This window comes from Drancourtella sp. An57, from assembly GCF_002161525.1.
Taxonomy (GTDB): domain Bacteria; phylum Bacillota; class Clostridia; order Lachnospirales; family Lachnospiraceae; genus Sellimonas; species Sellimonas catena.
The window spans coordinates 1-23,155 of record NZ_NFHY01000006.1; the positions used below are offsets into that span (position 1 = coordinate 1).

At 45.6% G+C, this 23,155-nt stretch carries 19 protein-coding genes; 18 read left to right on the top strand and 1 reads right to left on the bottom strand.

The annotated features are described in order from the left end of the window. Nucleotides 1–377: 377 nt before the first annotated feature. Nucleotides 378–815 carry a gamma-glutamylcyclotransferase family protein gene (locus tag B5G11_RS05925; protein ID WP_087252517.1) on the bottom strand — a complete coding sequence of 146 codons (438 nt, stop codon included), beginning with the start codon at nt 813–815 and terminating at the stop codon, nt 378–380. A 253-nt stretch (nt 816–1,068) separates the two neighbouring features. Here B5G11_RS05925 and B5G11_RS05930 point away from each other — a divergent pair, with 253 nt between their 5' ends. The 18 genes from B5G11_RS05930 to B5G11_RS06020 all read left to right on the top strand — a co-directional run bounded on the left by B5G11_RS05930 (nt 1,069) and on the right by B5G11_RS06020 (nt 23,142). Further along, nucleotides 1,069–1,449 carry a diacylglycerol kinase family protein gene (locus B5G11_RS05930; protein WP_087168871.1) on the top strand — a complete coding sequence of 127 codons (381 nt, stop codon included), beginning with the start codon at nt 1,069–1,071 and terminating at the stop codon, nt 1,447–1,449. Nucleotides 1,450–1,467: 18 nt separating this feature from the next. Beyond that, nucleotides 1,468–1,860 (top strand): hypothetical protein, encoded by a 393-nt coding sequence (locus B5G11_RS05935; protein ID WP_087252518.1) that lies wholly within the window; start codon nt 1,468–1,470, stop codon nt 1,858–1,860. 5 nt (nt 1,861–1,865) lie between these two features. Continuing rightward, nucleotides 1,866–3,449, top strand: coding sequence for an AarF/UbiB family protein (locus tag B5G11_RS05940; RefSeq protein ID WP_087168873.1), 1,584 nt, complete (start codon nt 1,866–1,868; stop codon nt 3,447–3,449). Between the two features lie 85 nt (nt 3,450–3,534). Next, entirely contained in the window at nt 3,535–4,302 is a 768-nt protein-coding gene (locus tag B5G11_RS05945) for an SseB family protein (RefSeq protein ID WP_087252519.1), read from the top strand. Between the two features lie 39 nt (nt 4,303–4,341). Continuing rightward, nucleotides 4,342–4,983, top strand: coding sequence for a cytidylate kinase-like family protein (locus tag B5G11_RS05950; protein WP_087168875.1), 642 nt, complete (start codon nt 4,342–4,344; stop codon nt 4,981–4,983). A 202-nt stretch (nt 4,984–5,185) separates the two neighbouring features. Further along, nucleotides 5,186–6,727, top strand: coding sequence for an LCP family protein (locus B5G11_RS05955; RefSeq protein WP_242958948.1), 1,542 nt, complete (start codon nt 5,186–5,188; stop codon nt 6,725–6,727). A 150-nt stretch (nt 6,728–6,877) separates the two neighbouring features. Continuing rightward, nucleotides 6,878–8,734, top strand: coding sequence for an AAA family ATPase (locus B5G11_RS05960; protein ID WP_087252520.1), 1,857 nt, complete (start codon nt 6,878–6,880; stop codon nt 8,732–8,734). 22 nt (nt 8,735–8,756) lie between these two features. Beyond that, nucleotides 8,757–9,515, top strand: a complete 759-nt coding sequence (locus B5G11_RS05965; RefSeq protein ID WP_087252521.1) for a 4Fe-4S dicluster domain-containing protein — start codon at nt 8,757–8,759, stop codon at nt 9,513–9,515. Between the two features lie 31 nt (nt 9,516–9,546). Continuing rightward, on the top strand, nt 9,547–10,389 hold the full coding sequence (locus tag B5G11_RS05970) for a 4Fe-4S binding protein (protein WP_087252627.1): 843 nt from the start codon (nt 9,547–9,549) through the stop codon (nt 10,387–10,389). A 219-nt stretch (nt 10,390–10,608) separates the two neighbouring features. Continuing rightward, on the top strand, nt 10,609–12,042 hold the full coding sequence (locus B5G11_RS05980) for a HAMP domain-containing sensor histidine kinase (RefSeq protein WP_087252523.1): 1,434 nt from the start codon (nt 10,609–10,611) through the stop codon (nt 12,040–12,042). A 378-nt stretch (nt 12,043–12,420) separates the two neighbouring features. Continuing rightward, complete coding sequence (locus B5G11_RS05985; RefSeq protein WP_087252524.1) at nt 12,421–13,080, top strand: DUF3990 domain-containing protein; 660 nt, start codon at nt 12,421–12,423, stop codon at nt 13,078–13,080. Nucleotides 13,081–13,091: 11 nt separating this feature from the next. Further along, nucleotides 13,092–13,529: a hypothetical protein gene (locus B5G11_RS05990; RefSeq protein WP_087252525.1), complete on the top strand. Its 438-nt coding sequence runs from the start codon at nt 13,092–13,094 to the stop codon at nt 13,527–13,529. A gap of 28 nt (nt 13,530–13,557) precedes the next feature. Then, complete coding sequence (locus B5G11_RS05995) at nt 13,558–14,073, top strand: NADAR family protein (protein ID WP_087252526.1); 516 nt, start codon at nt 13,558–13,560, stop codon at nt 14,071–14,073. A gap of 3 nt (nt 14,074–14,076) precedes the next feature. Next, nucleotides 14,077–16,065 (top strand): excinuclease ABC subunit UvrB, encoded by a 1,989-nt coding sequence (gene uvrB / locus B5G11_RS06000; protein WP_087252527.1) that lies wholly within the window; start codon nt 14,077–14,079, stop codon nt 16,063–16,065. Then, on the top strand, nt 16,058–18,913 hold the full coding sequence (uvrA, locus tag B5G11_RS06005; protein ID WP_204229572.1) for an excinuclease ABC subunit UvrA: 2,856 nt from the start codon (nt 16,058–16,060) through the stop codon (nt 18,911–18,913). The genes uvrB and uvrA overlap by 8 nt, the downstream gene beginning before the upstream one ends. A 168-nt stretch (nt 18,914–19,081) precedes the next feature. Then, complete coding sequence (locus tag B5G11_RS06010) at nt 19,082–20,080, top strand: rod shape-determining protein (RefSeq protein WP_087168366.1); 999 nt, start codon at nt 19,082–19,084, stop codon at nt 20,078–20,080. Nucleotides 20,081–20,201: 121 nt separating this feature from the next. Then, a complete protein-coding gene (locus tag B5G11_RS06015) occupies nt 20,202–22,412 on the top strand; it encodes an ATP-dependent RecD-like DNA helicase (RefSeq protein ID WP_087252528.1) in 2,211 nt (736 codons plus the stop codon). Between the two features lie 22 nt (nt 22,413–22,434). Continuing rightward, nucleotides 22,435–23,142 (top strand): ComF family protein, encoded by a 708-nt coding sequence (locus tag B5G11_RS06020; protein ID WP_087252529.1) that lies wholly within the window; start codon nt 22,435–22,437, stop codon nt 23,140–23,142. Nucleotides 23,143–23,155: the final 13 nt, after the last annotated feature.

Genomic DNA, 23,155 nt, shown 5'->3' on the forward strand with positions numbered 1-23,155 from the left:
GTTTTCAAAGCTATCAACATAATAACAGCAGTCAAATCTGTGTCCACAATATAGGATTAAATCTCAAAATACGTACAAAAAGGATTTTACCCGTGTCCTCTTTATAGGGCTCATTTTATGGCGTGTTGTACGGTTAATATCACGGAAATAAGATTCATAACCGTAAATTTTCGGTATTCTGTACGGTTAATATCTTAGTAATGGGAATTCTAACCGCAAAATTCGGGCATGTTGTACGGTTAAGATCACGGTAGGGAGAGTCTCAACCGTAAACCTCCATTTGTTGCAACATTATAACGCTAAAACATAAAGAAATAGGAATAAGATTCTTTTTAATTTATGATGCTGCGTTAGATGGTTTACACCAAGGTCAGATTTTAACAGCAGCCATGTTCCAGGGATGCTTCAAAGACAGACAGCTCCAGTCCAAAGTCTCCATAGCCTTCCCGGATTGTCTGGATGTAGGTGTCTGACGGGCGGCCCGGTTTTGCTTCTTCGGCCATGATATAGACCATGGCTGTGATTGTCTGTCCGTCCTGAAGCGTAACCGGAACATCCTCTTTGTAGTAAAGGGTCGGGTACACTTCGTACTCGTCAAGGCTTTTTTCATTTTCCGGAGTAATATCCCACAGTGCGACCGGGGTGGCAGCACCTTCTTTTTTCTGGATGGTTGCATAGATTTTTTCCGGTTCAAGTCCACGGTAAATCAGTTCCCATCCTTCCAGCGTTCCGACTGCGTAAGGAACTGCGCCCGGGCACCGTTCTTCCATCTGTTTTTTGTGAAGATTACTTCCATAAGCTACATATAATCTCATATTTTCTCTCCTATTGTGTAATTTCTTGTATCTGTTTTCATTTTGTACTATTTTTGCGTTTTTATCAATAGAATCCTGAAAAAAAGAAGAAGTGATATGATTTAAAAACCGAGTGGATTAATATTCGCAAGTGGAAAAATTCTGAAAATAATAAAAAAATAATGAGAAAGACTGGTTAATTTGCTCGAGATTTGATAAAATAATAATAAATTAGCGGGATACAAAGACCGGAGAAAGATGGGGGATGATAAGAATGCCGGGGAAAAAGAAGAATCCGCTGTGGAGGAGTTTTGGATATGCTTTTGCCGGAATCTGGACAGGAATCCGGAAAGAGAGGAATATGAAAATTCACTGCACGGCACTTCTGATGGTTGTGATTGCGGGGATTGCCTTCCGGATTACCGTTTCAGAATGGTGTATCTGCATTGTCCTTTGTGCGCTTGTCATGTCGCTGGAGCTTGTCAATACAGCAGTGGAAGCGGTAGTGGATCTGGTGACGGAGGAGAAAAAGCCCCTGGCAAAAACTGCAAAAGATACGGCGGCAGGCGCGGTTCTGATCGCAGCGATTGCTTCTGTCATAATAGGACTTCTGATTTTTGTCCCGCATATAGCCGGATGGTTCATACAGTCGTAAAAAGAGAGGAGAATACATATGGATGGATTAGGTGAAAATTTAAAGAAAGTACTTCTTGCCGGGGTAGGGGCCGTAGCGGTTACGGCAGAAAAGTCAAAAGATCTTCTTGATGAGATGGTAAAAAAAGGCGAGATCACGGTAGAACAGGGAAAGGTACTCAACGAAGAATTGAAACATAATATCAGGAAGACTATGAAGGAAAAGGTCAATGTCTCCATCAAACCGTCGTCTCCGGAGGAACTTCAGGAACTGGTAGGAAAGATGACGCCGGAACAGCTTGCTGATTTAAAAGCGGCGATCGAGAAGATGGAAGAAGAGCCGAAGGCACAGGAGGAATCCGGGACAGATCCGGAGGGAAAAGCAGAAGAACCGGAAGAGACATCAGAAGAGGATAAAGGAGAGACAGAATAGTTTTAATGAGCGAGCAATCATCGGAAAAATATGGAAAACGTTTAAAAGAAATAACCTCAGTGCTCCATAAACATGCAATTTCACGTGGAGTGACACCGGAAAAGCTCCGCCTGATTCTGGAGGAACTTGGTCCTACCTATATCAAACTGGGGCAGATTGCCTCCATGCATTCCGATATTCTTCCGAAAAAATACTGTGACGAGTTGATGCGGCTCCGTTCTGACGTGGCTCCGATGCCTTTTGAACAGGTACAGGAAGTACTGGAAGAAGCCTACGGATGTCCGTATACGGAGGTTTTTGCAGAGGTGGATCCGGTTCCCCTGGGGTCTGCATCCATTGCACAGGTACATAAGGCGGTACTGAAGACCGGGGAAAAAGTAGTGGTAAAAGTACAGCGGAAGGGAATTTATGATATTATGTCCCGCGACATCGGGCTTCTTCACAAGGCGGTCCGGCTGCTTCCGCCCATCAGCATGAAAGGTCTGGTGGATCTGGATATGGTGCTGGACGAGCTCTGGGCAGTCACTCAGGAAGAAATGAACTTTCTGATTGAAGCGTCCAACATGGAAGAATTTGCCAAAAAAAATGAAGATGTGGCTTTTGTGGGAACTCCGGCGCTTTTCAAGGAATATACGACAACCCATGTTCTTGTAATGGAGTATATTGACGGACTTGGAATAGATGAAAAGGAGAAACTGCTGGAAAACGGGTACGATCTGAAAGAGATCGGGACCAAGCTTGTGGATAACTATATTAAACAGGTTATGGATGACGGCTTTTTCCATGCAGATCCGCATCCGGGTAATGTAAGAATCCGGGACGGCAAAATCATCTGGATTGATATGGGAATGATGGGCAGGCTGACTGAAAGAGATAAAGATCTGATTGCTGAAGCAGTAAAAGGGGTGGCCGCCAATGATGTGGCGCTGATTCTGGAAGTGGTCATGGCTCTTGGAGAATTTCAGGGACATCCGGATCAGAGCGAGCTGTACAGAGATATCGGGGATCTGCTTTCTAAATATGGAACTGTTGATATGGGGGATATCGATCTGGCCGAAGTGATCCAGGATCTGATGGAAGTGATGAAGAAAAATAAAATCCGGATGCCGCACGGATTAACAATGCTGGCAAGGGGACTGACACATATGGAGGGGGTTCTTGCAGATCTGGCTCCTGAGATCAATATGGTCGGCATAGCAGCAGCGAGAATGTCTGGAAGCATTTTCCTGGAAAAAGACTGGAAGAATGCGTTAAAGCATAATGCAAGAAGCGTGTACCGGTCTTTGCATAAGGCACTTGACATACCTGCTTTGACGGCAGATATTCTTCATGGTTTTCTGAAAGGACAGAACCGGATCAATCTGGATCTGCATTCTACAGATGACCTGAATGAAATGCTGACCAGACTTGTGAAGCGGATCATCATGGGATTTCTGGCGATGGCTCTTCTGATCAGCTCAAGTATCATTTGTACGACGGATATGAAACCTAAAATTTGGGGAATTCCGGCGCTTGGCGCAATCGGATATATTCTGGCTCTTTGCATGGCTCTTTATATTTTTTTAAGTCATATCCATATCCGAAAATAAAGGAAAAGAAATAAATTGTAGGTTTTGGAGAAATCGTATATACTATATCTATGCAGGAATGACACAGAAAGGAAAGATATAGATTATGAGTGACGAAAAGAAGAATGAGACACTGACAGACAGAAAAAAAGAAGTAATTCAGTCAATCCAGAGGGCGGCAGAGATCTATACCATTGCATCCGTATGTACAAAGATGCCATATGTTTTCTGCGATCCGGAGACATTTGACGATGAAGTTTTTGTATTTTTGAAGCTTGAGGATGCACAGACAGCGGCGAAAGCACTTGCTGAGGAAAAGGAGCCGGTAAGTCTTGTAAAAGTAGAGAACAAGCAGCTTCTGCATTTTTTTTCCAATCTTTACACAATTGGAGTCAACTGTGTTGTTGTGGATCAGAATTCCGACAAGGAAGAGCGCCTTCAGCTTCAGGAGATTGTACATAGGGCAGAGGTAAAAGAATTACCGGATGGAAAGGTACGGGTGGAAAATCCGGAACTGGTTCTTACGGCATTATATCTGATGCAGAAAACCCAGAGACTCCGGTTAAGAGAAGGTGAGCAGGAGATCAAAGATCTTCAGGATGAAGTAATGGCGCATTTTTCCAGAGGACGTTATATCGTAGCTTTTGAGGCGGATAAGGGAATTCCTCTTTTAAAAGACAAGAAAGATGACACATATCAGCCGGTATTTACGGATATTATGGAATTTCAGAAATTCAACAGAGAAAATCGTTTCCGGACAGCCGTAATTCCGGCGGAAAAGATTCCGGATCTTCTTGCACCGGAGACAAAGGGTGTGACTATCAACCCGATGACGGTCAATCTACAGCTCCAGATCCGGAAAAAGAAAAACTGATTCCATGTTTCACTTATAAACGAAAAGGAGTGTGTGCATATGACGAATCATACTATTATTACCATTGGCAGACAGTTTGGAAGCGGAGGGCATGAGGTAGGAAACCGTCTTTCCGAGAGATTGAACATTCCGCTGTATGATAACAATCTGATTTCAATGGCAGCGCATGAACTGTCGATCAGTCAGGAGGCGGCAGAGAAGGTGGATGAGACAATCCTTGGAAAGTTTCTCTCGGCCTATGTAGTAAATATGCGTGATTATACAGTCTTTATCAATGACAGCAATGAATCTGTGCCGCTAAGCGACAAGGTTTATGAAGTCCAGACGAGTATTATCAACCGCCTTTCCGAGAGAGGACCATGCATTTTCGTCGGAAGATGCGCTGACTATATTCTGGGAGATTACAGCAACTGCATTCACACTTTTATCTATGCCTATAAGGAGGATCGGATCCGCCGTATCATGAAGATTTATGGACTGGATTCCAAACAGGCATGGGAAAAAATTAAGAAGATGGACCGGGAGAGAAAGACTTATTACGAAGCTCATACCGGAAGAGAATGGGGAAGTATTGAGGCGCATGGAATGCTTTTTAATGTAAGCCTTCTGGGGATTGAAGGAGTGACAGATGCGCTTGAAGCGATTTACAGAAAGTGGGAATCCAATGTCAAGCAGGGATAAAAACCTGACAGATTTCTTAATTTTTTGTGAAAACCAAAATCATAAAGAGCCGGGAACCTGCGCAAATACGGGATTTGTCGGGGGTCCGGCTCTGTTTTGATGTCTTTTTTCCAAGGGTCCTGCTTGACTTCCTTTTGGAATACGGGATATAATCTAACGAGGGAATGAATGGGAATAAATAAGAGAAAAGGGAAGATGAACTATGTCGAAAATGAGTCGTCAGGACAGGCAGGCCTATGAGCAGGCATTGAAGAGACGAAAAAAGCAGAGCAGTCCGGGGAAAAGACAGCGGACGGCTTACTCCAGAACTTCCAAAAGCAGTACCGCAGGGCGATCCAGAAGCCGCTATACGGACTATGATGGAAATGAGATTGACGAAAGTTACATTAATAATAGAAGAAACAGCAGATACACAGGCTATGATACATATGATCGTTATAGCGGGTATGATGACTATGATTACGATGACTATGACGACTATGATGATGATTATGATTACGAGGAAAGACCGGGGAGAACCCGGATGCCGGAAGATCTTGGGTTTGGATACCGGAGAGAGAAAAGCTCCTCAAAAAGGAGAAGGCCGGAAGACTCCTATCCTGTGTCAGGCAAAAGGAGCCGGAAGCAAAATGGGAAGCTGATCCTTTTGATTCAGCTGATTGCTACGGCGTTGTTTCTGGCATCAGCAGTTTATCTGGGAATGATTCCGTGGCTTTATCTTGGTGCAGTAGCAATTGTCCTTTTGATTCTCGTTCTTCTGGTTTACCGGATGCAGAACGGATTCCGGAAGAAGCGTTTTCTGGGAGCGTTGCTTGGACTCCTGATCAGTGCAGTACTTCTCGTGGCGGCATTCTATATGTTTGAAGTGCGTTCCGCATTAAATGATATTACGGACGGCAATGAAGCACCGGAGTTAAGTGAAGCCGCCGCGGGTGTCAATGTTTCCGAAGATCCGTTCAGCGTTTATATCAGCGGAATTGATGTGTATGGAGACATTACGCAGCAGAGCAGAAGTGATGTCAACATCATCGCAACTGTGAATCCGAAGACAAAGCAGATTTTACTTGTTACGACACCGAGGGACTATTACGTACCGATCCCCGGTGTGTCGGAAGGTTACCCGGACAAGCTGACTCATGCAGGTACTTATGGAATCGCGACTTCCATGGCAACTCTGGAAGAGCTGTATGATGTGGATATCCCATTCTATGTAAGAGTAAACTTTACATCTCTGATAGAGATGGTGGATACTCTTGGAGGCATTGATGTTGAGTCGGACATTGCGTTTACGACGGGAGAGGAGTCAGGACTTGTCGTTGAGGTCAAAGAAGGAACCAATCATTTCAACGGCCAGGAAGCACTGGCATTCTGCCGTGAACGTCACGCGCTTGCGGAGGGAGATAATCAGAGAGGGAAGAACCAGCAGGCTGTCATTGAGGCCATGCTGAAAAAGGCAATGTCTCCATCGATCCTGATTAAAGGACCTCGTCTGATTGATCAGGTCAGCGGAAATACCGAGACCAATATGTCTACAAGCCAGCTCCAGGAGCTTGTCAGAGTCCAGCTGGCAGGGATGAATGGCTGGGATGTCGTATCTGTCGCAGCAGAAGGAACTTCTTCCACGGAGTACTGCTATTCCTATTCAGGAGGACCGCTTTCGGTCATCGTGCCGGATGATTCTTCCGTAGCTTCGATTCAGGAAAAGATCAATGCAGTAGAGGCAGGAGAAACGGTTTCCGAATAAAAGAAAAAGACGTATAAATAAAAGCCGGACAGAAAGGGAAGAAAAACTTTCCAATCTGTCCGGTTTTTTGTATGGAAAACGGATTATGACTGGAAGCATGAGAGCGATCCTGTTACAATAATTCTAAAAGGAAGGAAAGAAGGTGTTTCCATGCGTATCAAGGATATCCGTATCCGAAATTTCAAGTCGATCCGGGAGATTCATATCCCGGATATTGAGCAGGCATTGATCCTGGTCGGACAGAACAGTACGGGAAAGACGGCCATTCTGGATGCGCTCCGGACCGCGGGAGGAATCTATCAGGTTCAGCCGGAAGATTTCAGGGAAGATTTTCCCAATATTGAAATCATGCTGACATTGTCGGTAGAAGAGGAAGACTTAAAAAGACTGCATCAGTGCGGGATTGTCAGTTCCTACAGACGGTACGAATCCTGGTACCGGGACTTCTGCAGAAAGATTCCGTCATTTCATGACGGAGAGGTGACATTTGAATGTACAGTGAACAAAGACGGGAAGGTGCGCTACGGTGATGGTTTCACAAAAAACAACCGCCATATTCCGATGCTCTTTCCGAAAATTTATTATATTGACGCGCAAAGAGATCTGGAAAATTTTGAGGAAGATCTCTGGATGATGCAGGAGGATGATCTGGTAAAAAGGATGAGATCCGGAAGCTGCATGTTTGATATGGCCAAAATGTGTAATCACTGTTTTTCCTGTATCGGACTGATTCATAAAAAGACAACAGCCGAACTGAATGCGTTTGAGGCCGCAAAACTGTTGGAATATAAGCTGTATCATCTGAATCTTGACAGCTTTTCCCAGCGTGTCAATGCAAATTTCCGTAAAAACGGAGGGAAAGAGACAATCCGTTATTCGATGAACCGGGATATGGAGAAGATGCTTTCGGTTACAACGGAAATCAGCAGGGATGATCAGAATGGCATCCGAAGTATCGACAGCATGGGAAAGGGCATGCGGAGTATTTACATGCTTTCCCTTCTGGAGACCTGTGAGGAGACAAAAGTAGCGGGGACAGACCTGATCCTCGTGGAAGATCCGGAGATTTTCCTTCATCCAAAGCTGCAGAAGGTGACAGGAGATATCCTTTACCGGCTTTCCAGAAAGAGTCAGGTGATCTTTTCCACCCATGCGCCTAATCTCTTGGCAAACTTTAACAGCAGACAGATCCGCCAGGTGCTGACCGGAAAGGACGGCTCCTCCGAAGTCCGGGAAAAGACGGATATCAGTGAAGTGCTGGATGATCTCGGATATTCCGCCAATGATCTTATGAATGTAAATTTTGTTTTCATCGTGGAAGGGAAGCAGGATAAAAACAGGCTGCCGCTTCTGATCCGGAAGTATTATGACGAAACCTATGAAGAGGACGGGACACTTTCCAGGATTGCTATTATTACGACCAACAGCTGCACGAACATCAAAACCTATGCGAACCTGAAATACATGAACCAGATCTATCTCAGGGATAATTTTCTGATGATCCGGGATGGGGACGGGAAAGATCCGGGGGAACTGAAACGGCAGCTCTGCCGGTACTATGAAGAGCGAAATCTGGAAGACGTGGATAAACTTCCGCGGGTGACGGAGAAAAATGTACTGATTTTGAAGTATTATTCGTTTGAAAATTATTTTTTGAACCCGAAGATTATGGCTCAGCTTGGAGTCGTACCGTCCGAAGAAGAGTTCTATGAGATTTTTCTGGAAAAATGGAAGGAGTATCTGCATAAAATCCGAAGTGGGAGAAAGCTTCAGGAGGTACTTGGGAAAGATCTGGAGACGGCAGAGGATGTGAAGGCCCATATGGAGGAGATCCGGATTCATCTCCGGGGCCACAACCTGTTTGATATCTTCTATGGAAGATACAAAAAGCAGGAAACCGAGCTTTTGAAGCAATATATTGACCTGGCGCCAAGGGAGGATTTCAAGGATATTCTCGATTCCATTGACCGGTTTATTTATTTTGAAAGCAGAGCAAGGAAGAACTAAAGGATTAAAGGAGAAAAAAAGGATGCGAATTGTAAACATACTGTTCAGCCCGACAGGCGGAACGAGAAAGGCAGCAGAAAAACTGACGGAGATCTGGGGACCGGAAACGATGGATCTGATGACGTATGGAGCCGATTTTTCCGGAGAGAAATTTACACAAGAGGATGTGGTGGTATTTGCTGTGCCATCTTTCGGGGGCCGTGTTCCGTCGGCAGCCGCAGAACGGTTTTCCAGAATCAAGGGAAATGGAGCAGCATGCGTCCTGCTCTGTGTTTACGGCAACCGTGCCTACGATGATACACTGGCAGAAATGGAAGATCTGGCAAAGGACTGCGGCTTTCAGGTGACTGCGGCTGTGGCTGCGATTGCGGAACATTCGATCGCACATCAATATGCGGCCGGCCGCCCGGATGAAACGGATACGGAGAATCTGCATGCTTTCGGAGAACAGATCTGGCAGAAGATTCAGAGAGGAGAACGGGCTTTAACGGAAACGATTCCGGGGAACCGCCCGTACCGGGAAGCCGGAGGCGGTGGAATGATCCCTCGTCCATCAGACACCTGTGTGAAGTGTGGAATCTGTGCGGCAAAATGTCCGGTGCATGCGATTGATCCGGAGGATCCGGCAGACATCCAGGAGGAAGTATGTATTTCCTGTATGGGATGTACGGCGGTATGCCCGCATGGGGCACGGGCACTGCACCCGGATGCTGTGGCCGAGGTCAGTGAAAAGTTAAAAGAAGTATGCTCTGTCAGAAAGGAATGTGAATTGTATCTCTAATTGCCGGATGTGGCAGAAAGGGGCGGAAAAGATGGAGAAAACAATGCTGGAAAAGCAGATTGAGCAGTTTGTCATGGAGAGCAGACTGAATTACGTGTCTGAGGAGGAAGCGATTGCGCCTGAATATGCAGGACTTCGTATGTACGATCCTCCTGTCTGGGGATATGGGGATGCAAATGATCCGATGTTTGAGGAGCTGAAAAAGAAAGAGGCGGTGGGAGAACAGTTTCTCCTGCCGGATGCATGGCTCCCGGACGCCAAAAGTGTCATCAGTTTCTTTATTCCGTTTACGGATGAGGTCAAAAAAAGTAACTGGACTGATGCGGCGGAGCCGTCTGCCCAGTGGCTGCACGCCAGGATTGAAGGGCAGCGGTTTGTCATTGCAGTCTGTGATGAGATCCAGAGAATTCTCAAGGAAGAGGGGATCATAAGTGTGATTCCGGCATCAGACCCAAGGTTTGAAAGTGTGACAAAACCAGATCCAGAACGGGGAGAAAAATGGCAGGGTGTCTCTTATACAAGCAACTGGTCGGAACGTCATGTTGCCTTTGTGTGCGGACTCGGAACCTTTGGCCTGTCCAAAGGGCTGATTACAGAAAAAGGAATTGCGGGGAGACTCGGAAGTCTGATTGTCAGTGAAAGATTTGAACCGAGAAAACGGGAATATACAGACATTTATGAGTACTGTACCCGTTGCGGCGCATGTATCAGACGATGCCCGGCGGGAGCGATTTCGCTGGAAAACGGAAAAGAACATCTGCCGTGCGACCAGTTTCTGGAAGAGACAAAGAAAAAGTATGCACCCCGGTACGGATGCGGAAAATGCCAGACAAAAGTGCCGTGTGAGAGCAGAATACCGGGAAAAAGAGGATAAGAGAAAGACGGAAGTTTTTGAGCCGGATGGTTTTCAACAGTTGAATGCCATCCGGCTTTTACTGTTTAGAAATTGTTTAAGAAATGATAGAAGAATTTTTAGCCGTCCGTGGTACGCTTTAGGAAAGAAAACCAGACAGAAGAGGCTTGCAGAGACATCTGGAAAAAGCAGACGTCTGCGTTATGATTAAGATCAGAAAAAAGGAAAAGAGGAAAAACCATGTCATTAAAAAAGAGAGTGTTTCGTTCCAATATGATGATACTGTTTACAGCTTTGATTTCTTTCATGCTGATTATTTTGGGAGTGCTGGTTTTGTTTGAGGATTCCCTTGAAAGGCAGCTTCATTCCATAAGCCAGAACCAGGTGGATTCCAATGCATGGAAGGTGGCACAGCTGATCGAAGAGACAGATCCGGCAAAAACACAGGAGTTTATAAAAGAGGCAGAAAATCTGAAATACCGGACAGCGCTTTTTCGGAATGGTCGTGTCGTGGGCGGAGCTGATGACGAGCATATGGAAGATCTGGCTGAGTTTTTTCAATCGGAAGAATACCATGATGGACAGACAGAAGTCTTTACATTTCTGAACGCAACGATTGTAGGAAAATATTTTGCGAATGAGGAGATTTATATTGCCGCGGTTCATTCCGCAGATTGGGGAGGAAAAGCGTTGTCCCTGAACAGTGCTTTTTATATGTTCCTGGGCGTGGTCTTCCTGGCCGGCATTGCTGCAATTGCGGTTCTGCTTCTTCTGGCATCCTTCTTTACACGCAGAATGAACCGGGTTGTCATGGAGCCGCTGGAACAGCTGGTAGAAGGAGCGGAACGGATCAAAAGTGGAAATTTAAAAGAGAACATCAGGTATCAGGGAGAAGCGGAGTTTGAACATGTTTGCGAGACGTTCAATGAGATGCAGCACACAATTCTGGAAGACCAAAGGCAGCGGGAAAAGACAGAAAAAGCGAGAACAGACATGATTACAGGAATTTCACATTATCTGAGGACCCCGCTGACTTCCATTCGGGGATACATCAAAGGAGTGCTCGACGGCGTGGCGGATACGGAAGAAAAGAGGAAACGGTATCTGGAAACGGCGTACGAATCTACAGAAGAAATGAATCAGCTGCTCCGGAAACTCTTTGACTTTTCACGTATGGAAAGCGGACAGATGCCGTTCCATATGATAAAAGCAGATCTGGCGGAATATGCGGCGTCTTATGTGGCGCAAAAAGAAGTGACTGCTGATCCTCGGAAATTGAAATTTCATTTCCATAAAAAAGAAGAGCTGATAGCGGAAGTCCGGTTTGATATTGAACAGGTAAGGAGAATACTGGATAATCTTCTGGAAAACAGCATGAAGTATGCTATGGTGGAGCCGGTGGAAATTGATATTACGATATCTGAGACAGAATCAGAGATCAAGCTGGAGTGGAAAGACAACGGAAACGGCGTACCGGAGGAAAAACTCGGACGGATTTTCGAGCGGTTTTACCGGTGCGATGAGTCCAGACAGAAAAAAGGAAGCGGAGTAGGGCTTTATGTGACAGACTATATTATGAAACAGCATGGCGGATCTGCAAAAGCCGAAAATGAAGACGGACTGAAGATTATTCTTACGTTTCCGAAAGGAGAAAACTGGAAACTCCGGTTCTGACAGGGCCGGGCACCGCAATGAGAGTATTTCTGGGTTTCCCTGACCAGACACTGCAACGATATTTTCCGAAAATGAAAAGTACAGTTACAGGTGAGAAAATATATATACAGGAAACAAAAAGCTCAAATCTCATCGATTTCGGTGGGGTTTTTTGATAGAGAAGAAAAGGGGAAAGAATGGATATAAGGCACACGATCGAATGTTTGTTCTATTTTTAGGACTTGTCCTATATACTTTTGCGGAAAGATTTGTTATAATGTGCGAAAAGGCAATGGATGCAATGGCGGAGAGGGATTCTATTTAAATGGATTTTAATAAGAATTCAGTTATTTGAAATATTTGAATAACTGAGGAAGAAAATAAGGAGGAGATATAGGAATGCAGGGTGAGAAAAATACACTTATTCTATATCATGGAAGCCCTAATAAAGAAATTATACCGACCTATGGTCTGGGAAATGATAAGCATGATTATGGAAAGGGATTTTACCTGACGGAAAGTCCGGCATTAGCCTCAGAATGGTCTGTTTGCAATCCTACAAATGAGAACGGGTGGGTACATAAGTTCATGTTGGATACCAGTGAGTTGAAAACATTGGATTTTCAAAAATATGATATACTTTCCTGGCTGGCAGAGTTGATGAAACATCGCGACGCGGACACTGGTCGAAGGTATAAAGTACTGGCACCGAAATTTATTGAGAAATATCAGATATCTACAGAAGATTATGATGTAATTAAAGGATGGCGGGCGAATGCGTCATATTTTTATATTGCTAAATGTTTTGTAAGGGACGAAGTGGATCTTGATATTTTACCAGATTTATTAAAATTGGGAGATCTGGGAGTTCAGTATTGTTTAAAAACAGAAAAAGCATTTCAATGTCTCAAAGAGGATTATTCCGCTTTAAATGAAATCGAGTATAATAAAGTGAACCCGCAATATACACAGCGTGACAGAACTGCAAGAGAAGCGATGTATACTTTGATCAACTCTGAGAAAAACAAGATTGAAAATGTGTTTAGTAAATTGATATAAGAGGTAGAAAAATGGATGTATTCAGCGAAGCCTATTTGGAAGAAGTGATTGAAAATCAAGGAAAATTATTTGAGTATGCAGAAGAGCATTGCCCTGGTATAGATGTGGCGGATTTTATAGAAGCTTATATGAAAAGCCGTACAAGAGCACTGATAGATGAAGGGCAGGCGTATGTTTCAACTATGGATGCCGAATCTTTATTCAATTATTTTCTGGAAAATGATAAGTATGAACCGAAACATGGAAAAGTGGCAAAGGGATTTGCGCCGAACTGGATTGGTCAGTTTTATGCATTGTTTCAATGGTTATATAAGATGTCAAGCAAAGAAGTCGTCAAATTGCTTCCAGTTGAATTTATGTTTGAAGGGTATCCAGGACTTCATGATCTTGATTTGCAAGTGGCTGTCTGTAAGGTAGGAGAACAGTGTGGACTTGGGACACAAAAATAGGTATAAATGATTACGGGAGGAATAAGCAGTGATATGTTTTCATAATCCGGACGAGGAGAATGGATATCTGAGTAATTGGTATTTGTCTGAATTTACTGTTGATGATATTACATTCTCGTCAATGGAACAGTATATGATGTACGAAAAGGCAATTCTGTTTCATGATCAGGAGACAGCGAAAAAAATATTACAGAAGGATAACGTGGCGGAGATCAAGGCTTTGGGAAGAATAGTACAAAATTTTGATGATACAGTCTGGGTAAAATCAAGAGAAGAAATTGTTTACAAAGGAGTCTTGGAGAAGTTTCGCCAAAATCCTGAACTTAGGAAAAGGTTGGAAAGAACAGGAGAAGAGATAATTGCAGAATGTGCGGTAAAGGATAGAATCTGGGGGATTGGACTATCTATGAAAGATGAGGACAGGTTTTGCGTAGAGAGATGGAACGGACAAAATCTGTTGGGAAAGATTTTGATGGATGTTCGGAAAGATATCAAACAAGGGAATTATGAGAAGAAAATCCGTCAGGTAGAGGAGCAAGGATAAATCATGGATCATTTTGAATTAGTATCAGAATACAAGCCGACCGGCGACCAGCCTCAGGCGATCGAGCAGCTGGTTCAAGGTTTCAAGGAGGGAAACCAGTGTGAGACCCTTCTTGGTGTCACCGGTTCCGGAAAAACATTTACGATGGCAAACGTCATCCAGCAGTTAAATAAACCAACGATTATTATCGCCCACAATAAGACACTTGCCGCGCAGCTCTACGGTGAATTCAAGGAATTCTTTCCTCATAACGCCGTAGAGTACTTTGTCTCCTATTACGATTACTACCAGCCGGAGGCATACGTTCCGTCCTCAGACACCTACATTGCCAAGGATTCAGCGATCAATGATGAGATCGACAAGCTGCGGCATTCGGCCACTGCGGCGTTGTCTGAGAGAAAGGACGTTATTATTGTAGCGAGTGTTTCCTGTATCTATGGACTTGGTAGCCCGATCGATTATCAGAACATGGTGATTTCCCTGCGGCCGGGTATGATTAAGGACCGGGATGAAGTGATCGGGAAACTGATTGATATTCAGTATGACAGAAATGATATTGACTTTAAGCGGGGAACTTTCCGGGTACACGGCGATGTGCTGGAAGTATTTCCGGCGGGATCTGGAGAAAATATTATCCGGATAGAGTTTTTTGGCGATGAGATCGACCGGATCACAGAAGTGGATTCTCTGACCGGAGAGATTAAAAATGAGCTGAATCACATCGCGATTTTCCCGGCGTCCCACTACGTGGTATCAAAGGAAAACATGGACCGGGCGCTCGGGCAGATTGAGGAGGAGCTGGAACAGCAGATCCGCTTTTTCAAAAGTGAAGACAAGCTTTTAGAGGCGCAGCGGATCTCGGAGCGGACAAATTTTGACATTGAGATGCTGCGGGAGACGGGATTCTGTTCCGGAATTGAGAACTATTCCAGACATCTGACAGGTCTGAAAGAGGGCGAACCGCCGCATACGCTTCTGGACTATTTCCCGGATGATTTCCTGATGATTATCGACGAGTCTCACAAGACGATTCCGCAGATTGGCGGAATGTATCATGGAGACCAGTCCAGAAAGACGACGCTTGTGGATTATGGATTCCGTCTGCCGTCAGCAAAGGACAACCGTCCACTTAACTTTGAAGAATTTGAAAGCAAGATCAGCCAGGTGATGTTTGTGTCAGCAACGCCTGGCACTTACGAGGAGGAGCATGAGCTTCTGCGGGCAGAGCAGGTGATCCGCCCGACGGGACTTCTGGATCCGGAAGTGGAAGTGCGTCCTGTGGAGGGCCAGATTGACGACCTTATCGGTGAAGTCAACAAAGAAGTGGCCAGGAAAAACAAGATTCTGATCACAACACTGACCAAGCGGATGGCAGAAGATCTGACGGATTATATGCGGGAATTGGGAATCCGGGTACGGTATCTTCATTCTGATATTGATACGCTGGAACGGACAGAGATTATCCGTGACATGCGTCTGGATGTATTTGACGTGCTTGTGGGAATCAACCTGTTGAGGGAAGGTCTTGATATACCTGAGATTACACTGGTGGCGATTCTGGATGCGGACAAGGAAGGATTCCTGCGTTCGGAGACTTCGCTGATTCAGACGATCGGACGTGCCGCACGAAATGCAGAAGGTCATGTCATCATGTATGCGGACACTGTGACGGATTCCATGAAAGCTGCCATTGACGAGACGAGACGGCGCCGGGAGATTCAGATGCAGTATAATGAGGAACACGGCATCACGCCGAAGACGATTCAAAAGGCAGTCCGCGATCTGATCAGTATTTCCAAGAAGGTGGCAAAACAGGAGAAGATGCTGGAAAAAGATCCAGAATCCATGAGCAGGGAAGAACTGGAAAAACTTGTAAAAGACTTGAACAAGCAGATGAAAAAGGCAGCAGCCGATCTGGATTTCGAGACTGCGGCAGAGCTGCGTGACAAGATGATTGAAATCAAAAAGCATCTGCAGGAGATAGATGGGTAATAAGAAGGGAAAAAAGATGGACAACAAACAGTATATCCGTATACGCGGAGCAAATGAACACAATCTGAAAAATATTGATCTGGACATACCGAGAAATGAACTTGTCGTACTGACGGGATTGAGTGGTTCCGGAAAGTCATCTCTTGCCTTTGATACGATTTATGCAGAGGGGCAGAGACGATATATGGAGTCATTGTCTTCCTATGCGAGACAGTTTCTGGGGCAGATGGAAAAGCCGAATGTAGAGAGCATCGAGGGACTTTCCCCTGCGATTTCCATTGACCAGAAGTCGACTAACCGGAATCCAAGATCAACGGTAGGAACCGTTACGGAGATCTATGATTATTTCCGTCTCCTCTATGCGAGGATTGGAATTCCGCACTGTCCGAACTGCGGAAAGGAAATCAAAAAGCAGACGGTGGATCAGATGACGGATCAGATCATGAGCCTGCCGGAGCGTACCAAAATCCAGCTTCTTGCACCGGTGGTAAGAGGCAGAAAGGGAACTCATGCCAAGCTTCTGGATAAAGCGAAAAAAAGCGGGTATGTCCGGGTACGTATCGATGGAAATATGTACGAGCTGACAGAAGAGATCAGTCTGGAAAAAAATATTAAACACTATATCGAGATCGTAGTCGACCGGCTCGTGGTAAAGCCGGGAATCGAAAAGCGGCTGACGGATTCTATTGAGACCGTGCTGAATCTGGCGGAAGGACTGATGACAGTCGACGTGATCGGAGGCGAGCCGATCAACTTCAGCCAGAGCTTTTCCTGTCCGGACTGCGGCATCAGCATTGATGAAATTGAACCAAGAAGTTTTTCGTTCAACAATCCGTTCGGCGCCTGCCCGGAATGTTTTGGACTTGGATATAAGATGGAGTTTGATGCAGACCTGATGATTCCGGATAAAGGACTGAGTATCAATCAGGGCGCGATTGCAGTGCTTGGATGGCAGTCCTGCATGGATCCGTCCAGTTTTACCAATGCCATCCTGCGTGCTCTAGGAGAAGCCTATGATTTTGATCTGGATACCCCGTTTGAAGAGTATCCGAAAAAAATTCAGGACATTCTGCTTTACGGAACCAACGGAAAGTCGGTAAAAGTCCGTTACAGAGGACAGCGGGGAGAAGGTGTCTATGACGTGGCTTTTGACGGACTCATAAAGAGTGTGGAAAGAAAATACCGGGAGACCGGATCGGAGGCGATGAAGGCCGAATACGAAACTTTTATGAGAATTACCCCGTGCCATGCATGTAAGGGACAGAGACTGAAGAAAGAGGCGCTGGCAGTGACGGTAGGCGACAAAAATATTTACGAAGTTACCGCAATGTCGATTGAAAATCTCCAGAAATTTCTCGAGAATCTGGAACTTACACCGGTTCAGGAAATGATCGGAGGCCAGATTTTAAAAGAGATCAAGTCCAGAACAGGATTTTTGATGGATGTAGGACTGGATTATCTGACGCTTGCCAGAGCAACCGGAACGCTGTCCGGAGGAGAGGCACAGAGAATCCGGCTTGCAACACAGATTGGATCCGGACTTGTCGGAGTCGCCTACATTCTGGATGAGCCAAGTATCGGACTCCATCAGAGAGATAATGACAAGCTGCTCAGTACGCTCAAACATCTTCGTGATCTTGGAAATACGTTGATTGTGGTAGAGCACGATGAAGATACCATGCTTGCTGCAGATTACATCGTGGATATCGGGCCGGGAGCCGGGGAGCACGGAGGCGAGGTGGTTGCTGCAGGTACAGCGGAAGAGATTATGAATACGCCGGGTTCTGTCACCGGAGATTACCTGAGCGGAAGAATCCGTATCCCTGTTCCGGAGAAACGGGCGGTTCCGTCCGGATATCTGAAAATTGTCGGGGCAAAAGAAAACAACCTGAAAAATGTCAATGTAGAGATTCCACTTGGCGTTATGACCTGTGTAACAGGAGTTTCCGGTTCGGGAAAAAGTTCTCTGATCAATGAAATCCTGTACAAAAAGCTTGCAAAAGTGCTCAATCATGCAAGAACGATCCCTGGAAAGCATAAAGAGATTCTAGGGCTGGAGAAGCTTGACAAAGTCATTAATATCGACCAGTCTCCGATCGGGCGTACGCCGCGGTCCAATCCGGCCACGTATACAGGAGTGTTTGACCTGATCCGTGACCTGTTTGCGGCAACGCCGGATGCAAAGGCGAGAGGCTACAAGAAGGGCCGGTTCAGTTTCAATGTAAAAGGAGGACGCTGTGAGGCGTGCAGCGGGGATGGAATCCTGAAGATTGAGATGCATTTCCTGCCGGATGTCTATGTACCGTGTGAAGTCTGTCACGGAAAGCGTTATAACCGGGAAACATTGGAAGTGAAATATAAAGGAAAGAGCATTTACGACGTGCTGGATATGACAGTGGAAGAAGCGCTGACCTTCTTTGAAAATGTGCCGAGTATCCGCAGAAAGATGGAGACGCTCTACGACGTGGGACTTTCCTATATCCGTCTGGGCCAGCCGTCTACCACCCTTTCCGGAGGGGAAGCACAGCGGATCAAGCTTGCTGCCGAGCTGAGTAAACGAAGTACCGGAAAGACCGTTTATATTCTGGACGAGCCTACAACAGGACTTCATTTTGCAGATGTCCATAAGCTGACCGAGATTCTCAGAAGACTTGCGGCTGATGGAAATACAGTCATTGTCATTGAACACAATCTGGATGTGATCAAAACAGCAGATTATATTATTGATATGGGGCCGGAAGGAGGAGACAAGGGCGGAACTGTGATTGCAATAGGAACTCCGGAAGAGATCGTCGAATGTCCGGAATCCTACACAGGACGCTATCTCGCCCCATTCCTTAAGAAATAATGAAAGTTACAGATTCTGGGAAAAAACTCTTTCCATTTCCAGGAAGATTGATTATAATAACAAATGTATGCGTAGAACCAGAGGTTTATGAGTTCTGACATGCGAAAGAGGAAGTATAATAGACCAAAGAGGAGCGAATATAGAGGATTTGCGAAAGGGGTTTAGTTCATGGCGGTAGTAGATATTGGAATTGACCTGGGGACAGCGAGTGTCCTTGTATATGTGAAAGGAAAAGGCGTTGTGCTCAAGGAGCCGTCCGTAGTTGCGTTTGACAGAGATACAAATGAGATCCGCGCAATCGGGGAAGAGGCAAGACTGATGCTTGGAAGAACACCGGGCAATATTGTAGCGGTACGTCCTCTCAGACAGGGCGTGATTTCAGATTATACGGTTACGGAGAAGATGATCAAATATTTTGTGCAGAAGTCGCTTGGAAAGCGTACATTCAAACGCCCTCGTATCAGCGTCTGTGTACCGAGCGGTGTAACAGAGGTTGAGAAAAAGGCTGTGGAAGAGGCGACATTCGCGGCAGGCGCAAGAGAAGTGCATCTGATCGAAGAGCCGGTTGCAGCGGCAATCGGGGCCGGTATCGACATTTCCAAAGCATGTGGAAATATGATTGTAGATATCGGAGGAGGCACATCGGATATTGCGGTGATCTCTCTTGGCGGTACTGTTGTCAATACATCACTGAAAATTGCGGGAGATGACTTTGATGAGGCGATTGTGCGTTACATGAGGAAAAAGCACAATCTTCTGATTGGAGAACGTACCGCAGAAGATATCAAGATCCGGATAGGCACGACTTATCCGCTGGTGGAGGACGAGACGATCGAGGTGCGGGGACGTAACCTTGTTACGGGTCTTCCAAAGACGGTAACGGTTTCTTCTTCGGAGACAGAAGAAGCTTTAAGAGAGCCGACAAGTCAGATCGTGGAGGCTGTAATTGGTGTGCTGGAGAGAACACCTCCGGAGCTTTCAGCAGATATTCTCGACAGAGGAATTGTTCTGACAGGAGGCGGTTCCCTGCTCAGAGGCCTGGAAGAGCTGATTGAAGAGCGGACAGGCATCAATACAATGACAGCGGAGGATCCGATGCAGGTTGTTGCGATCGGAACCGGTCAGTTCGTAGAATTTATGAGTGAGAACAAAAAGTTTCATGTATAGAAGTCAAAACAGAAGGACTGCTGCGGGAAGAGGATTACTTTCGCAGCAGTCCTGTTGCTTTCCGCCGGTTGCATGACAAGAGGCTGGCGGTATTGAAGGTGAATACAAATGGAGGAAACAGGTGGAAAAGATAACGGGATACATTGACCATATTATTTTCAGAAACGAGGAAAATGGTTATACGGTATTTCAATTTCATAATGAGAACGGGGAAGTAACCTGTGTCGGGAAATTTCCGTACATTGGGGATGGGGAATTTCTGGAACTGGAAGGAGAGTATGTCATGCATCCTTCTTACGGGCTGCAGCTTCAGGTGACAGAGCACAAGGTAAAGGAGCCGGAGGACAGGGAATCCATTGAGCGGTATCTTGGATCCGGTGCTGTGAAGGGGATCGGGCCTGCGCTTGCAGGAAAGATCGTTGCGAAATTTGGAGAAGATACATTCCGCATTATGGAGGAAGAGCCGGAGCGGCTGGCGGAAATCAAGGGAATCAGTGAGAGAAAGGCCCGGGAAATCTGCGTACAGGTAGAAGAAAAGAAAGACCTCAGACAGGCAATGATTTATCTGCAGAAATACGGGATTTCCATCAATCTGGCAGTCAAGATTTATCAGAAATACGGACTGGGAATTTACAGCATTCTGGAAGAAAATCCATACAGACTGGCAGATGATATTGAAGGAGTCGGATTTAAAACGGCAGATGAGATAGCATTCAGAATCGGAATTCATACGGATTCAGATTTCAGGATTCAGAGCGGGATTTTTTATACACTGCTTCAAAGTGTACAGGAAGGTCATGTATATCTGGAAGAAAAGGTGCTTTCAGCAAAAGCGGCACAGCTTCTGGAAGTGGAGATTACAGATATTGAGAAGTATCTGATGGATCTTGCGATGGAAAAGAAGGTTGTCCTGAAGCAGGATGAAGAGCAGGTCCGTGTATATCCGGCAAAGTACTATTACATGGAGATGAATACGGCACGGATGCTCAAAGAGCTGAATATCCGGTACGAGGAAGACGACAGTCTGATCCGGAAACGGATTGAAAAGCTGGAAAAGCAGAATGAGTCCACGCTGGATGAAAGACAGAGAGAAGCGGTGGCAGAGGCGGTAAAAAACGGTATCTTTATCCTGACAGGAGGGCCGGGAACCGGAAAGACAACCACGATCAATGCCATGATCCGCTATTTCCTGAGTGAAGGGATGGATATCCGTCTTGCCGCGCCGACAGGACGCGCCGCCAAAAGGATGACAGAGACGACCGGATATGAGGCGCAGACAATTCACCGCCTTCTGGAAGTCAGTGGAAATCCTGAGGAGACAGGGAAAGGAGGATTCGGGAGAAATCAGGAGAATCCTCTGGAAACAGATGTGGTAATTATTGATGAAATGTCCATGGTGGATCTGCCTCTGATGCATGCGCTTTTGTCTGCGGTGATCCCGGGGACAAGACTGATTCTTGTAGGAGATATCAATCAGCTCCCGTCGGTGGGTCCGGGAAAAGTGCTCAAGGATCTGATCGATTCCGAAGTATTTCCTGTCATGATGCTGACCAGGATTTTCCGGCAGGCACAGGAAAGTGATATTGTCGTCAATGCGCATCGGATCAACGCGGGACTGGAAGTACGGCTTGATAATAAGAGCAGAGATTTTTTCTTTTTAAAAAGACAGGATGCAGATGTTATTATCAGCGTGATCCTGACACTGATCCAGAAAAAACTTCCGCGGTATGTGGATGCAAAAATGACAGATATTCAGGTACTGGCGCCGATGAAGAAGGGGCTTCTGGGAGTGGAACGGTTAAACCGGATTCTGCAGCAGTATTTAAATCCGCCGTCCCCTAAAAAGCAGGAAAAGGAATATGGGGAAAAAATATTCCGTGTCGGCGATAAAGTGATGCAGACGAAAAACAACTATCAGCTGGAATGGGAGATTGCCACAAAATACGGACTGGTTGTTGATAAAGGGATCGGAGTTTTCAACGGAGATATAGGTATTGTGACGGCCATTCATACATATGATGAGACTGTGGAAGTGGAGTTTGACGAAAAACGTAAGGTAAAATATCCATTTAAGCTGCTGGATGAACTGGAGCTTGCCTATGCGGTTACCATCCATAAATCTCAGGGAAGTGAGTATCCGGCGGTTATTATTCCGCTTCTCTCGGGACCAAAACAGCTTTATTGCAGGAATTTATTGTATACGGCAGTTACAAGAGCAAAAAAATGTGTTACACTTGTAGGAAGCGATACTGTTTTTCAGGAAATGATTCGAAATGTTGAAGAGCAGAAGCGGAACACTTCTCTCTCGGAGAGGATCCGGGAACTATCGTAGGGAAAATCAGAACAAAAACAGCATGAAGAATATATGGAAACTGCTTTATCCGGATGTCTGCCCGTTCTGCGGAAAGGTGAACGCGAAGGGGCCGTGTACAGACTGCCTGAAAAAACTTTCATGGATAAAAGAACCAATGTGCAAAAAATGCGGGAAACCGGTCAGGGATGAACAGACAGAGTACTGCAGGGACTGCCGGGAGAGAATTGAGGATGGAAACTGCTGGTTTGACAGAGGGAGGAGTCTCTGGACGCACCGGCCCCCGGTGAGCGGCTCCATCTATCAGTTCAAGTTTAAAAACCGCAGGGTATATGCCCGGTATTATGCGGAAACAATGAAAGAACGTCTGGGAAAGCAGATTCAGAAATGGAAGGTACAGGCGATCCTTCCGGTTCCGATGGATAAGTGGAAGAAAAGAAAACGTGGTTACAATCAGGCGGAAATTCTGGCAGAAGAACTTGGAAAACTTACCGGAATTCCGGTGGAAACCGGACTGATCCGAAAGCGGAAGACGTCAGACGCTCAGAAAAGTCTGAACAGACGCGGAAGAGCACATAATCTGGAAGGAACTTTTCGGGTTGAACGAAAAACCGGACTTCCGGAACGGGTACTTCTTATTGATGACATCTATACGACGGGCAATACGGTCAATGAGGCCGCAAAAACACTGAAGAAATCAGGAGTCAGGAGGGTGTTCTTTTTGACGATAAGTATTGGACAAGATATTTGATTTTTGATATACT

What these genes read in the sequence shown, in the direction of transcription:
- B5G11_RS05925 (WP_087252517.1), bottom strand. Translation starts at nt 815, where the DNA reads ATGAGATTATATGTAGCTTATGGAAGTAATCTTCACAAAAAACAGATG.
- B5G11_RS05930 (WP_087168871.1), top strand. Translation starts at nt 1,069, where the DNA reads ATGCCGGGGAAAAAGAAGAATCCGCTGTGGAGGAGTTTTGGATATGCT.
- B5G11_RS05935 (WP_087252518.1), top strand. Translation starts at nt 1,468, where the DNA reads ATGGATGGATTAGGTGAAAATTTAAAGAAAGTACTTCTTGCCGGGGTA.
- B5G11_RS05940 (WP_087168873.1), top strand. Translation starts at nt 1,866, where the DNA reads ATGAGCGAGCAATCATCGGAAAAATATGGAAAACGTTTAAAAGAAATA.
- B5G11_RS05945 (WP_087252519.1), top strand. Translation starts at nt 3,535, where the DNA reads ATGAGTGACGAAAAGAAGAATGAGACACTGACAGACAGAAAAAAAGAA.
- B5G11_RS05950 (WP_087168875.1), top strand. Translation starts at nt 4,342, where the DNA reads ATGACGAATCATACTATTATTACCATTGGCAGACAGTTTGGAAGCGGA.
- B5G11_RS05955 (WP_242958948.1), top strand. Translation starts at nt 5,186, where the DNA reads ATGTCGAAAATGAGTCGTCAGGACAGGCAGGCCTATGAGCAGGCATTG.
- B5G11_RS05960 (WP_087252520.1), top strand. Translation starts at nt 6,878, where the DNA reads ATGCGTATCAAGGATATCCGTATCCGAAATTTCAAGTCGATCCGGGAG.
- B5G11_RS05965 (WP_087252521.1), top strand. Translation starts at nt 8,757, where the DNA reads ATGCGAATTGTAAACATACTGTTCAGCCCGACAGGCGGAACGAGAAAG.
- B5G11_RS05970 (WP_087252627.1), top strand. Translation starts at nt 9,547, where the DNA reads ATGGAGAAAACAATGCTGGAAAAGCAGATTGAGCAGTTTGTCATGGAG.
- B5G11_RS05980 (WP_087252523.1), top strand. Translation starts at nt 10,609, where the DNA reads ATGTCATTAAAAAAGAGAGTGTTTCGTTCCAATATGATGATACTGTTT.
- B5G11_RS05985 (WP_087252524.1), top strand. Translation starts at nt 12,421, where the DNA reads ATGCAGGGTGAGAAAAATACACTTATTCTATATCATGGAAGCCCTAAT.
- B5G11_RS05990 (WP_087252525.1), top strand. Translation starts at nt 13,092, where the DNA reads ATGGATGTATTCAGCGAAGCCTATTTGGAAGAAGTGATTGAAAATCAA.
- uvrB (WP_087252527.1), top strand. Translation starts at nt 14,077, where the DNA reads ATGGATCATTTTGAATTAGTATCAGAATACAAGCCGACCGGCGACCAG.
- uvrA (WP_204229572.1), top strand. Translation starts at nt 16,058, where the DNA reads ATGGGTAATAAGAAGGGAAAAAAGATGGACAACAAACAGTATATCCGT.
- B5G11_RS06010 (WP_087168366.1), top strand. Translation starts at nt 19,082, where the DNA reads ATGGCGGTAGTAGATATTGGAATTGACCTGGGGACAGCGAGTGTCCTT.
- B5G11_RS06020 (WP_087252529.1), top strand. Translation starts at nt 22,435, where the DNA reads ATGAAGAATATATGGAAACTGCTTTATCCGGATGTCTGCCCGTTCTGC.